Annotated in this window: 12 protein-coding genes; all 12 read left to right on the top strand. The window is 58.6% G+C overall.

The window, feature by feature from the left end; genetic code table 11:
* The first annotated feature begins 8 nt into the window (after positions 1–8).
* The 12 genes from EJV47_RS00325 to fusA all read left to right on the top strand — a co-directional run bounded on the left by EJV47_RS00325 (position 9) and on the right by fusA (position 11,850).
* Positions 9–434: a hypothetical protein gene (locus EJV47_RS00325; RefSeq protein ID WP_126691152.1), complete on the top strand. Its 426-nt coding sequence runs from the start codon at positions 9–11 to the stop codon at positions 432–434.
* Positions 435–479: 45 nt separating this feature from the next.
* Entirely contained in the window at positions 480–713 is a 234-nt protein-coding gene (locus tag EJV47_RS00320) for a DUF4160 domain-containing protein (protein ID WP_126691151.1), read from the top strand.
* A complete protein-coding gene (locus EJV47_RS00315) occupies positions 697–942 on the top strand; it encodes a DUF2442 domain-containing protein (RefSeq protein WP_126691150.1) in 246 nt (81 codons plus the stop codon). The genes EJV47_RS00320 and EJV47_RS00315 overlap by 17 nt, the downstream gene beginning before the upstream one ends.
* A 268-nt stretch (positions 943–1,210) precedes the next feature.
* On the top strand, positions 1,211–5,557 hold the full coding sequence (gene rpoC / locus EJV47_RS00310; RefSeq protein ID WP_126691149.1) for a DNA-directed RNA polymerase subunit beta': 4,347 nt from the start codon (positions 1,211–1,213) through the stop codon (positions 5,555–5,557).
* A 68-nt stretch (positions 5,558–5,625) separates the two neighbouring features.
* Entirely contained in the window at positions 5,626–5,880 is a 255-nt protein-coding gene (locus EJV47_RS00305) for a hypothetical protein (protein ID WP_126691148.1), read from the top strand.
* Positions 5,881–5,888: 8 nt separating this feature from the next.
* On the top strand, positions 5,889–6,218 hold the full coding sequence (locus EJV47_RS00300) for a DUF3467 domain-containing protein (protein ID WP_126691147.1): 330 nt from the start codon (positions 5,889–5,891) through the stop codon (positions 6,216–6,218).
* Between the two features lie 109 nt (positions 6,219–6,327).
* The gene (locus EJV47_RS00295) at positions 6,328–7,212 is read left to right on the top strand and encodes a hypothetical protein (RefSeq protein ID WP_126691146.1); all 885 of its coding nucleotides are present in this window, start codon (positions 6,328–6,330) and stop codon (positions 7,210–7,212) included.
* A 64-nt stretch (positions 7,213–7,276) separates the two neighbouring features.
* Positions 7,277–8,020 (top strand): class I SAM-dependent methyltransferase, encoded by a 744-nt coding sequence (locus EJV47_RS00290; protein ID WP_126691145.1) that lies wholly within the window; start codon positions 7,277–7,279, stop codon positions 8,018–8,020.
* Positions 8,021–8,073: 53 nt separating this feature from the next.
* Positions 8,074–8,367, top strand: a complete 294-nt coding sequence (locus tag EJV47_RS00285; RefSeq protein WP_126691144.1) for a hypothetical protein — start codon at positions 8,074–8,076, stop codon at positions 8,365–8,367.
* A 225-nt stretch (positions 8,368–8,592) separates the two neighbouring features.
* Positions 8,593–9,021 (top strand): 30S ribosomal protein S12, encoded by a 429-nt coding sequence (rpsL, locus tag EJV47_RS00280; RefSeq protein WP_126691143.1) that lies wholly within the window; start codon positions 8,593–8,595, stop codon positions 9,019–9,021.
* 110 nt (positions 9,022–9,131) lie between these two features.
* Positions 9,132–9,599 carry a 30S ribosomal protein S7 gene (gene rpsG, locus EJV47_RS00275; RefSeq protein WP_126691142.1) on the top strand — a complete coding sequence of 156 codons (468 nt, stop codon included), beginning with the start codon at positions 9,132–9,134 and terminating at the stop codon, positions 9,597–9,599.
* A gap of 115 nt (positions 9,600–9,714) precedes the next feature.
* Positions 9,715–11,850 carry an elongation factor G gene (gene fusA / locus EJV47_RS00270; protein WP_126691141.1) on the top strand — a complete coding sequence of 712 codons (2,136 nt, stop codon included), beginning with the start codon at positions 9,715–9,717 and terminating at the stop codon, positions 11,848–11,850.
* Positions 11,851–11,862: the final 12 nt, after the last annotated feature.

Raw genomic sequence — 11,862 nt, 5'->3', positions numbered from 1 at the left:
ATTGCTATATGATTGCTGCGCTCATCAGGTCATTCAGAAAGTCAAACGAGCTTAAAAGAATATCTAAACTGATGGCAAAGCCTATCGATAGATCTAATATGTCTGCTATGCTTGCGCAAATGGGGCAGAAGGACAAATTAGAAAACGAACTCGTAGCGCTTTGCTTGAAGGACGAAGGTATTCGTCTTGTACTTGACAAGCATGGGGCAGATGAAGCAGACTTGAAAGCTATAAGGGACAGACTTTCCCTTCATGGCGCTGGTCAATGGGCTGGAGGACATTTGGTATCTGCTTCTAGTATTGCTTATGCAGCACCTTTGGACTACTTGCTTGACATCTATAAGGGTCCTTATGGAGCTGAGAAGGAAATTTGGGACAGTGCTGCTTATAGGTTAGTTGAGTATTTCGAGCGAGGAGAAACAGGTGAAGTCTAGACTTACACCTAACTCGCTCCGGAAACTAACGCAAAAAGACCGCCTATGCCTACAGTCTTACGAATTGCCGGCTTCCGGTTCTTCTTCTACAGCAACGAAGGCAGCGAGCCGCCGCACATCCACGTGGAGCGCGGTGATGAAGCAGCCAAGTTCTGGTTGGAACCCGTGGAGCTGGCCGATTCGATAGGATTTTCGGCTAAGGAAATCAATCTGCTCCGGCGGTTGGTTATCGAGCATCAAGCAACTCTTCTGCAAGCCTGGCATGACTACTTTAACTAAGCAACCCACCACCGCCTTTGCAGCCGACGTCTGGTTTGACGACAGCAAGCTGTACGTACGCCTGACTGACGGACGCGAAATCGGGGTGCCCATCGACTGGTACCCGCGGCTGCGCGACGCTTCGGCCGAAGCCCGCAATAAATGGCGGCTCATCGGGCGGGGGCAAGGCATTCATTGGGAAATGCTGGATGAGGACTTGTCGGTGGCGGGCTTGTTCCGGATGAGCTGACACCTAGTATGAGCGGCTTTGCGACATGCTTTTTGGGCTGTTGTTCCGAGATATGGTCAGGACAACACCACAGGACCCAGAAGTCATCAATGAGCTGGTCGATTGGAGCCGACGAGGCTTCGCCCAGACCCGAAAAATCTACTGCGCGGCGTACCTATCCGACCCGCAGAGCACTTTTCCCGGAGTCGAGCTGTTCTGAGTGTTTGGGCACTGCCCGAAGAAACCGAACGGTGAAATAGCAACAAGCTAAAGCTTAAACCCAAGCAACATGGCGTTTGCAAAAACGAAAAAGCTGGTTCAAGACTTCTCGAAAGTCACCATCTCGCTCGCCTCTCCGGAAGCCATTCTGGAGCGCTCGAACGGGGAAGTGGTGAAGCCCGAGACGATCAACTACCGCACGTACAAGCCCGAGATGGGCGGCTTGTTCTGCGAGCGGATCTTCGGACCGGTAAAAGACTGGGAGTGCCACTGCGGCAAATACAAGCGCATTCGCTACAAGGGCATCATCTGCGACCGTTGCGGCGTGGAGGTGACCGAGAAGAAGGTGCGCCGCGAGCGGATGGGTCACATCGAACTGGTGGTACCCGTCGCGCACATCTGGTACTTCAAGTCGCTGCCCAACAAGATTGGTTACCTGCTGGGCCTGCCCACCAAGAAGCTCGACCAGATCATCTACTACGAGCGTTACGTGGTAGTGCAGCCGGGCCTCCTGGAGGCTGATGGCGTGCAGCAGTACGACTTCCTGACGGAAGACGAATACCTGGACATCATCGACAAGCTCCCCCGCGAGAACCAGATGCTGCCCAACGAGGACCCGCAGAAGTTCATCGCCAAGATGGGTGCCGAAGCGCTGCAAATGCTGCTCGAGCGCCTGAACCTGGACGAGCTGAGCTACTCCCTGCGTGACTCCGCCGCCCACGAAACCTCGCAGCAGCGTAAAGCTGAGGCGTTGAAGCGTCTGCGTGTGGTGGAAGCCTTCCGCGAAGCCAACGGCCGCATCGAGAACCGCCCCGAGTGGATGGTGATTCGCATGGTGCCGGTGATTCCGCCGGAGCTGCGCCCCCTCGTGCCCCTGGACGGTGGCCGCTTCGCCACGTCTGACTTGAACGACCTGTACCGTCGCGTTATCATCCGCAACAACCGCCTCAAGCGCCTGATCGAAATCAAGGCTCCGGAGGTGATTCTGCGCAACGAGAAGCGCATGCTGCAGGAAGCCGTCGACTCGCTGTTCGACAACTCGCGCAAGGTGAATGCCGTGCGCGCCGAAGGCAACCGCGCCCTGAAGTCGCTGTCGGATATGCTGAAAGGCAAGCAGGGCCGCTTCCGTCAGAACCTGCTCGGTAAGCGCGTCGACTACTCGGGCCGTTCGGTTATCGTGGTAGGTCCCGAGCTGAAGCTGCACGAGTGCGGTCTGCCCAAGAACATGGCGGCCGAGCTGTTCAAGCCGTTCATCATCCGCAAGCTCATCGAGCGCGGCATCGTGAAGACGGTGAAGTCGGCCAAGAAAATCGTGGACCGCAAGGACGCCGTGGTATGGGACATCCTCGAAAACGTGCTCAAGGGCCACCCCGTACTGCTGAACCGTGCTCCTACGCTGCACCGTCTGGGTATCCAGGCCTTCCAGCCCCGCCTGATCGAGGGCAAGGCTATCCAGCTGCACCCGCTGGTGTGTACCGCCTTCAACGCTGACTTTGACGGTGACCAGATGGCTGTGCATGTGCCCCTCGGGCCGGCCGCCGTACTGGAAGCCTCGATGCTCATGCTGGCTTCGCACAACATCCTGAACCCGGCCAACGGCGCTCCGATTGCGGTACCGTCGCAGGACATGGTTTTGGGTCTGTACTACGTGACCAAGGGCAAGCGCACCACGCCGGAGGAAGAAGTTAAGGGCGAAGGCCGTTCGTTCTACTCGGCTGAGGAAGTTGTTATTGCCATCAACGAAGGTCAGCTGTCGAAGCACGCCTACATCAAGGTGCGCACGAAAGTCCGCGACGAAGAAGACAACCTAGTAACGAAGGTGATTGAGACCGTGGCTGGCCGCGTGCTCTTCAATCTGCACGTGCCGGAGGAAGTCGGCTTCGTGGACGAGCTGCTGACCAAGAAGAAGCTGCAGCAGATCATCTCGCTGGTGTTTAAGCGTACGGGCATGGCCCGCACGGCGCAGTTCCTCGACGACATCAAGACGCTGGGCTTCCAGTCGGCTTACAAAGGTGGTCTGTCGATGGGTCTGGGCGACATCAACATCCCGGCCGAGAAAGACCAGCTGATTGCGCAGGCGCAAGCCGACGTGCAGGCGGTAACCCAGAACTACCAGATGGGTCTGATTACCGACAACGAGCGTTACAACCAGGTTATCGACATCTGGACGCGCATCAACAACCAAATCACGGAAACCCTCATGTCCCGTTTGGAGAAGGAGAAGCAAGGCTTCAACTCCATCTACATGATGATGCACTCCGGTGCCCGTGGTTCGCGCGAACAGATTCGTCAGCTCGGCGGTATGCGTGGTCTGATGGCCAAGCCGCAGAAGTCGCTGCAGGGTTCGGTAGGCGAAATCATCGAAAACCCGATTCTGTCCAACTTCAAAGAAGGTCTGGACGTAATTGAGTACTTCATTTCGACCCACGGTGCCCGTAAGGGTCTGGCCGACACTGCTCTGAAGACGGCCGACGCCGGCTACCTGACCCGCCGTCTGGTAGACGTGTCGCAGGACGTAATCGTAAACGACGTGGACTGCGGTACCCTCCGTGGCATTGAAACCTTCGCCCTGAAGGACAACGAGGACATCGTGGAGCCGCTGGCCGAGCGTATCCTGGGCCGCGTGGCGGTGCACGACATCGTGGACCCGCTGACCGACGAGATGATCCTGCCGGCTGGCGAGGAAATCACGGAGGAAATCACGCGTCGCATCGACCAGACCAGTATCGAATCGGTGGAAATCCGTTCGGTACTGACCTGCGAAGCCAAGCGTGGTATCTGCGCTCGTTGCTACGGCCGCAACCTGTCGTCGGGCCGCATGGTGCAGAAAGGCGAGGCTGTCGGCGTAATTGCCGCCCAGTCCATCGGTGAACCGGGCACCCAGCTCACGCTGCGTACCTTCCACGTGGGTGGTACGGCCTCGAACATCGCCGTTGAAGCCAGCATCCGCGCCAAGTTTGCCGGCGTTATCGAGTTCGAAGACGTGCGCACCGTGGATTCGGTGAATGCCGAAGGCGAACCGGTGAAAGTAGTAATGGGTCGTTCGGGCGAAGTACGTATCGTGGAGAAAGGCACCGGTAAGGTGTTTATCTCGAACCACGTACCGTACGGCTCGTTCCTGCTCGTGGAAGAAGGTCAGGAGGTCGAGAAGGGCCAGGAGCTCAACAACTGGGACCCCTACAACGCCGTTATTCTGGCCGAATTCGACGGTACCGTCAACTACGAGGGCATCAAGGAGGGTATTACCTACCGCGAGGAGTCGGACGAACAGACCGGCTACCGCGAGAAAGTGGTTATCGAATCCAAGGACAAGACCTTGGCTCCGGCCCTGGTTATCAAAGCCGGCCGTTCGGGCGGCGACGAAAGCCAGAAGGCCTACAACATCCCCGTAGGTTCGCACATCAACGTGGAGAACGGCGAGAAGATCAAGGCCGGTCACATCCTGGCCAAGATTCCGCGTGCCGTGGGCAAAACCCGCGACATTACCGGTGGTCTGCCCCGCGTTACCGAACTGTTCGAAGCCCGCAACCCGTCGAACCCGGCGGTGGTGTCGGAAATCGACGGCGTGGTATCGTACGGCACCGTGAAGCGTGGTAACCGTGAAATCTTCGTCGAGTCGAAAGACGGCGTGAAGAAGAAGTACATGGTGCCGCTGTCCAAGCACATCCTGGTGCAGGACAACGACTTCATCCGTGCCGGTGCGCCGCTGTCGGATGGCGCCATCACGCCGACCGACATCCTGAACATTCAGGGCCCCGGCGCCGTGCAGGAGTACCTCGTGAACGAGATTCAGGAAGTGTACCGCTTGCAGGGTGTGAAAATCAACGACAAGCACATCGAGGTGGTCGTCCGCCAGATGATGCAGAAGGTGATTATCATGGACCCGGGCGACACCTCGTTCCTGGAGCACCAGTCGGTCGACAAGGTGACGTTCATGGAAGAAAACGACGCCATCATCGACATGAAGGTGGTGACGGACGAAGGCGACTCGACGGTGCTCAAGCGCGGTCAGATCGTGACGGCTCGCAAGCTGCGCGACGAGAATTCCTCGCTGCGCCGCCGCGACCTGAAGCTGGTGGAAGTGCGCGACGCTTCGCCGGCCGTGTCCCGTCCGACGCTGCAGGGTATCACGCAGGCCTCGCTGGGCACGCAGTCGTTCATCTCGGCGGCTTCGTTCCAGGAGACGACGAAGGTGCTGTCGGAGGCTGCCATCCGTGGCAAAGCCGACGAACTGCTCGGTCTGAAGGAAAACGTTATCGTGGGTCACCTCATTCCGGCCGGTACCGGTCTGCGCGAGTACACGCGCATTCAAGTCGGCTCGACGGAGGATCCGGAACCGGCTCCCGCCGCTCCGGCCCCCACGGACGCCCGTCCGGCCCGCGCCAGCCGCAGCAAGCGCGAAGTATCGGCCGAGTAATCGGTTGATTGAATAGGGAAGCCCGCCGGAAGCAATTCCGGCGGGCTTTTCTTTTGTAGCTTGCCTTTATGAAACAGCTGTATGCCCGTCTGCCCGCCTGGTTGAGGACGATGCTAGCCATCCTGTTCGTCCTGTTGCAAACCGCGTTCAGCTTGTGGTTGGTGCAGACAGTAGCCGGTTTCCTCTGGAAGGCCTTCATGCCCGCCAGGCCTTCGACAACCGCTATGGTTGTAGCTGTCGGGCTGATGGCTGCCTTTGTCACCACACTCGGAGTTTGGTCGACCATCCGGCGTAACAAAAGCAATGGTCATCCTCCATATTAATCAAGCAAATGGCCCAACAACCACCCACTCCCGCCCCTGAGGAACAACAAATCAACATCGAGCTGTCGGAAGAAGTAGCCGAGGGCGAATACGCCAACCTGGCGATGATTGCGCATTCCAGCAGCGAGTTCGTCATTGACTTCATCCGGCTCATGCCCGGTCTGCCCAAGGCCAAGGTGAAGGCCCGCGTAGTCATCACGCCCGAGCACGCCAAGCGGCTGCTGTCGGCGCTACAGGACAACCTGGACCGCTACGAGCGGAGCTTCGGGCCCGTGAAAACGCAGACCGAAATGACCAGCTTCCCGATGAACTTCAGCGGGACGATGGGCGAGGCGTAGATTGCTCCGCTGCTGATAAACCCAAGTTAAGAGCCGTGGCATCGTCCGCGGCTCTTGACGTTTGGGGCTGGGCGGGCCTGAAGCCTGGCCCGTCTGCTATCTTCGGCGCATGAATTACCTTATTTACCAAGCGTACGGCAGCCCGGCCGTATTCACCGAATTATTGTTCAGCGTGCTGTCCTTGCTCCGGGTAACGCCCCGCGGCGACGGAATGAAGGTGCTGATATACACAGATAACCGGGCGGCGCTTGAGCAGGTGCTCAGTAAAGATGCACCGGTGCTTTACGAGCAGATTGACGCCGCGCAGTGGCGGGAGTGGCGCGGCGACATTGACTTTGTACACCGCGCCAAGCTGAAGGTGCTGGAGCATGCCGCCGCGCATTACTCGGGTAATCTGCTGTACATGGACACGGATACGGTTTTTACCCAGGACCCGACCCCGCTCTTCGCGCAGATTGAGGCCGGGCATCCGGTGTTTCACATCAGCGAGGGCACGCTGAGCCAGGGGAATGTGCTGAACCGGAAAATCTACCGCCGTCTGCGCGGGCAGACGTTCCGCGTTGGCGCCCGTTCCTTCACCGTGCCGGCCGAAACCATGATGTACAACGCCGGTATGGCCGGCTTCCGCAGCCGCGACGCGGGGGGGATTTCCGAAATATTGGCGGTAACCGAAGCGCTGTACCGATTTTACCCCAAGCACGTGATGGAGCAGCTGGCCTTTAGCCTGGAGCTACCCAAACTGGGCACGGTGGTCGAGGGCGCCGCCTACGTGGTGCATTACTGGAATATCAAAGCCGAGGTACGGCCCCTGCTGGATACCTTCTTCGAGAAATACCGGGCCTTGCCTGCGGAAGAGCTAGCCCAGCTAACCAGCCGGCTCGACTTCGCCGCGGCAGCGCAAAGCAAGCTGGCTTACTACAGCCAGCCCGGTTGGCAGCGCACTTTGAGCAAGCTCGTCGGGAAGCAGTGGCGGATGCCGCCCATGGAAGTCTAGGCCAACCCGCTTTGCCGGACCAGAATTACAGCAAGACAGCACTCGGTTCTCATTCCAGCTCCTCATGACGCCGCTCGACCGTTTCTCCAACCACGCCGCCCAGTACGCGCAGTTCCGCATTACGTATCCACCGGCACTGTACGAGTTTCTGCTGTCCGTCACACCCGGCCGCACAATGGCCTGGGACTGCGGCACCGGTAACGGCCAGGTAGCCGCGGACTTGGCGCCGCACTTCAGCCGCGTGGAAGCCACTGATATCAGCGAGAAGCAGCTGGCCCAGGCGGCGGCGCGACCGAACGTCCATTACCATGTCAGCGGGGCCGAGCAGACGCCTTTTGCCGCCGATAGCTTCGATCTGGTGACCGTGGCCCAGGCCCTGCACTGGTTCGACGCCAAGGCTTTCCACGAGGAAGTCAGGAGAGTAGCCAAGCCCGGCGCCACCATTGCCGAGTGGGGCTACGGGCTGGTAAGCGTGAACGAGCAGATTGATCCGCTGATTCAACATTTCTATACCGATATCGTCGGGCCGTACTGGGACGAGAACCGCCGCCACATCGACGACGAATTTGCCCGGATTCCATTCGCCTTTGCCGAAGTAGAGCACCGCCGCTTTGAGGAACGGCAGCACTGGGACGCCGAGCGGTTTCTGCAGTACCTGCAGACTTGGAGCAGCGTGCAGCGCTACCGGCAGGCAGTGGGGGAGGAGCCGCTCAAGCAGATAGAGCAGTCGTTGCGGGAACCGTGGGGTGGAGAGAAGCGCGAAGTATGCTTCCCGATATTCTTGCGCGTCGGCAAAGTCAGCAAGTAGTAAACTTTGTTACTGATTATTGAATCCGGTAAACCTGCTTACTGTCTGGTTAAATGTGTTTGATAGAAACGGGTTACGAGTACCGCATCATCTGCGCGTTGACCATCGAGCAGGCCCACAGCATCCTCAGCAAAGCGCCCAGCCTCGACCATGTCGACGAGCTAGGCCTGCACGAATACCGCAGCTCCGGCAGCCTCGCCAGCCTGCCCGACGCCGTGCTGCAGCGCGCCGAGTACGGCCTCTACTTCTGCGACTACAGCCGCAGCCGCACGAGTTTGGAAGTGCTGGGCTACGTGCTCAGCCGCTGCGCCGACTTCGGCCCGGTGACGCTGCAGGCAGCGGATTAGCCCGCATTTCAGCCCAAACAGCCACGAAAAAGCCCGCACGACCCCGTGCGGGCTTGCGTCATTCTTAGGGATGTTCAACTCTGCCCTGAGTAAACCGCTTGATACTGAGCCCCCGGCCCTTCTCTTGTTAAGTTACATTACCCGTTTGCTATTGTAAATCAGACTGTCTACCTTTGCCAGCCTAATTTTTTGGGAGAAGACCCTCCCGGACAAAACGCTCAATAGATGCCAACCATCAACCAATTAGTGCGCAAAGGCCGCGAGAAGCTGACGACGAAATCCAAGTCGCCCGCCCTCGATTCGTGCCCGCAGCGCCGTGGTGTGTGCACCCGCGTGTACACCACCACGCCCAAGAAGCCGAACTCGGCCATGCGTAAAGTAGCTCGCGTGCGTCTGACCAACGGCAAAGAAGTTAACGCCTACATCCCGGGCGAAGGCCACAACCTCCAGGAGCACAGCATCGTGCTGATCCGCGGTGGCCGCGTGAAAGACCTTCCCGGTGTGCGCTACCATATCATCCGTGGCGCGCTGGACACCGCCGGCGTAAACGGCCGTCTGCAGCGTCGCTCGAAGTACGGTGCCAAGCGTCCGAAGCCCGGCCAAGTGGCTGCTACGGGCAAAGGTGGCAAACCGGCACCCGGCAAGAAAAAGTAATCATCAGGTAGTTGGGGCCTGAACGTTGACCACGGGTCTGAGTAATGCGCCCTCCGGCGCGTGAAGCTAGGTCGACGAACTACCCCAGTCCCCACGACTCCTCATATACCATGAGAAAAGCAAAACCGAAGAAGCGTATCCTCCTGCCGGACCCCAAGTTCGGCGAGACGCTGGTAACCCGTTTCGTTAACTACCTGATGTACGACGGCAAGAAGAGCCTGGCGTACGGCATCTTCTACGATGCCCTGGAGCAGGTAGAAGCTCGCACCAAGGAAAACGGCCTCGAGCAGTGGCGCAAAGCCCTGAACAACGTGATGCCGACCGTGGAAGTAAAAAGCCGCCGCGTAGGCGGTGCTACCTTCCAGGTGCCCACCGAAGTGCGCCCCGACCGTCGTATCGCCGTTGGCTCGAAGTGGCTGATTCAGTACTCGCGTCGCCGCGGTGAGAAGACGATGAAAGACAAGCTGGCTGGTGAGATTATCGCCGCCGCCAAAGGTGAAGGTGCCGCCGTCAAGAAGAAGGACGACACCCACCGGATGGCCGAAGCCAACAAGGCCTTCTCGCACTTCCGATTCTAATTAGTTGTTGGGGTCTTGGGGTCTTGGGGTCTTGGTTGATGTTCCGATAAGCGCAGAGCTGGCCGAACAAAACCAAGACCCTAAGACCCTAAGACCCTAAGACCCCAACAAAGACATGGCCGTCAACGAAAACCTGAAGTACCTCCGCAACATTGGGATTATGGCGCACATCGACGCCGGTAAGACCACGACGTCGGAGCGCATTCTTTACTACACGGGTAAAACCCACAAAATCGGGGAAGTGCACGAAGGTGCGGCCACGATGGACTGGATGGAGCAGGAGCAGGAGCGTGGTATCACCATCACCTCGGCCGCTACCACCACGTTCTGGAACTACCCCACGGTGCAGGGCGAATCGACGCCTGAGACCAAGCAGTACAAAATCAACCTGATTGACACCCCCGGCCACGTTGACTTCACCGTTGAAGTAGAACGTTCGCTGCGCGTGCTCGACGGTGCCGTTGCCCTGTTCTGCGCCGTATCGGGCGTAGAGCCGCAGTCGGAAACCGTATGGCGTCAGGCTGACAAATACAAAGTGCCGCGCATCTGCTTCGTCAACAAGATGGACCGCGCCGGTGCTGACTTCTTCAAGGCCGTAGCCGAAATCAAAGACAAGCTCGGTGCTAACCCCGTGCCTCTGCAGATTCCGATTGGCGCTGAAGACACCTTCAAAGGCGTAGTGGACCTGCTGACCGGCAAGGCCATCGTATGGGACGACGCCACCCAGGGCAAAACCTACAAGGAAGTACCGGTTCCCGAGGACCTCGTGGACACCGTAGCCGAGTGGCGTGAGAAGCTCGTGGAAAGCGTTGCCGAATACGACGACACGCTCATGGAGAAATTCTTTGAGGATCCGGACAGCATCACCCGCGAGGAGATGATGGACGTAATCCGCAAAGCGGTTATCGACATGAAGTTCTCGCCGGTAATGTGCGGCTCGGCCTTCAAAAACAAAGGTGTGCAGGCTATGCTGGACGCCGTGATGGCCTACCTGCCCTCGCCGCTCGACATGCCCGCCATCATCGGTACCAACCCCGACACCGGCGAGGAAGTAGAGCGTCACCCCGACAACGACGAGCCCTTCACCGCTCTGGCGTTCAAGATTGCTACCGACCCCTTCGTGGGCCGTCTGTGCTTCTTCCGCTGCTACTCGGGTCAGCTGGAGTCGGGTTCGTACGTGTTCAACAACCGTACGGGCAAGAAGGAGCGCATCTCGCGTCTGATGCAGATGCACTCCAACAAGCAGAACCCCATCGACAAAATCCAGGCTGGTGACATTGCCGCCGGCGTGGGTTTCAAAGACATCAAGACCGGTGACACCCTGACGGAAGAGAAAGACCGTCTCGTGCTCGAGTCCATGTCGTTCCCCGAGCCCGTAATCGGCTACGCCATCGAGCCCAAGACTCAGGCTGACGTCGACAAGATGGGTATGGCCATTGCCAAGCTCGTGGAAGAAGACCCCACCCTCACGGTATTCACCGACCAGGAAACTGGCCAGACGGTACTGCGCGGCATGGGTGAGCTTCACCTGGAAATCATCATCGACCGTATGCGTCGCGAGTTCAAGGTTGAAATCAACCAGGGTGCTCCGCAGGTAGCCTACAAGGAGATGATTACCAAGAAAATCGAGCACCGCGAAGTATACAAGAAGCAGACGGGTGGTCGTGGTAAATTCGCTCACGTTGAATTCGAAATCGGTCCGAAAGAAACCGATCCGGAGAAACCCGGTCTGGAGTTCGTCAACGGCATCACCGGCGGCGTTATCCCGAAAGAATTCATCGCTCCGATCCAGAAGGGCTTCGAAGAAGCTATGAAGAACGGCGTACTCGCCGGCTTCCCGATGGACTCGATGCGCGTGCGGATCTTCCACGGTTCCTACCACGATGTGGACTCGGACGCCCTGTCGTTCGAAATGGCGGCTCGCCTCGGCTACAAGGAAGCTGCCCCGCGCTGCGCTCCGAAGCTGCTCGAGCCCATCATGGCCGTGGAAGTAGTGTCGCCGGACGAGTACACGGGCCCGGTAACGGGTGACCTGAACCGTCGTCGTGGCATCATGAAAGGCATGGACACGAAGGCTGGTGCCCAGGTTATCAAGGCTGACGTTCCGCTGTCGGAGCTGTTCGGCTACGTAACCGACCTGCGCACCATCTCCTCGGGCCGCGCTTCGGCTTCGCTGACCTTCTCGCACTACGAGCAGGTGCCGCAGAACCTCGCCGAAGGCATCATCGCCAAAGTAAAAGGCGGTAAGTAATCTTTGCTTTCA

Origin of the sequence: Hymenobacter gummosus, from assembly GCF_003970915.1 — a bacterium.
GTDB lineage: Bacteria > Bacteroidota > Bacteroidia > Cytophagales > Hymenobacteraceae > Solirubrum > Solirubrum gummosum.
The sequence above is the reverse complement of the archived record's forward strand: the minus strand, read 5'-3'. Positions and strand labels throughout refer to the sequence as shown.

What these genes read in the sequence shown, in the direction of transcription:
- EJV47_RS00325 (WP_126691152.1), top strand. Translation starts at nt 9, where the DNA reads ATGATTGCTGCGCTCATCAGGTCATTCAGAAAGTCAAACGAGCTTAAA.
- EJV47_RS00320 (WP_126691151.1), top strand. Translation starts at nt 480, where the DNA reads ATGCCTACAGTCTTACGAATTGCCGGCTTCCGGTTCTTCTTCTACAGC.
- EJV47_RS00315 (WP_126691150.1), top strand. Translation starts at nt 697, where the DNA reads ATGACTACTTTAACTAAGCAACCCACCACCGCCTTTGCAGCCGACGTC.
- rpoC (WP_126691149.1), top strand. Translation starts at nt 1,211, where the DNA reads ATGGCGTTTGCAAAAACGAAAAAGCTGGTTCAAGACTTCTCGAAAGTC.
- EJV47_RS00305 (WP_126691148.1), top strand. Translation starts at nt 5,626, where the DNA reads ATGAAACAGCTGTATGCCCGTCTGCCCGCCTGGTTGAGGACGATGCTA.
- EJV47_RS00300 (WP_126691147.1), top strand. Translation starts at nt 5,889, where the DNA reads ATGGCCCAACAACCACCCACTCCCGCCCCTGAGGAACAACAAATCAAC.
- EJV47_RS00295 (WP_126691146.1), top strand. Translation starts at nt 6,328, where the DNA reads ATGAATTACCTTATTTACCAAGCGTACGGCAGCCCGGCCGTATTCACC.
- EJV47_RS00290 (WP_126691145.1), top strand. Translation starts at nt 7,277, where the DNA reads ATGACGCCGCTCGACCGTTTCTCCAACCACGCCGCCCAGTACGCGCAG.
- EJV47_RS00285 (WP_126691144.1), top strand. Translation starts at nt 8,074, where the DNA reads ATGTGTTTGATAGAAACGGGTTACGAGTACCGCATCATCTGCGCGTTG.
- rpsL (WP_126691143.1), top strand. Translation starts at nt 8,593, where the DNA reads ATGCCAACCATCAACCAATTAGTGCGCAAAGGCCGCGAGAAGCTGACG.
- rpsG (WP_126691142.1), top strand. Translation starts at nt 9,132, where the DNA reads ATGAGAAAAGCAAAACCGAAGAAGCGTATCCTCCTGCCGGACCCCAAG.
- fusA (WP_126691141.1), top strand. Translation starts at nt 9,715, where the DNA reads ATGGCCGTCAACGAAAACCTGAAGTACCTCCGCAACATTGGGATTATG.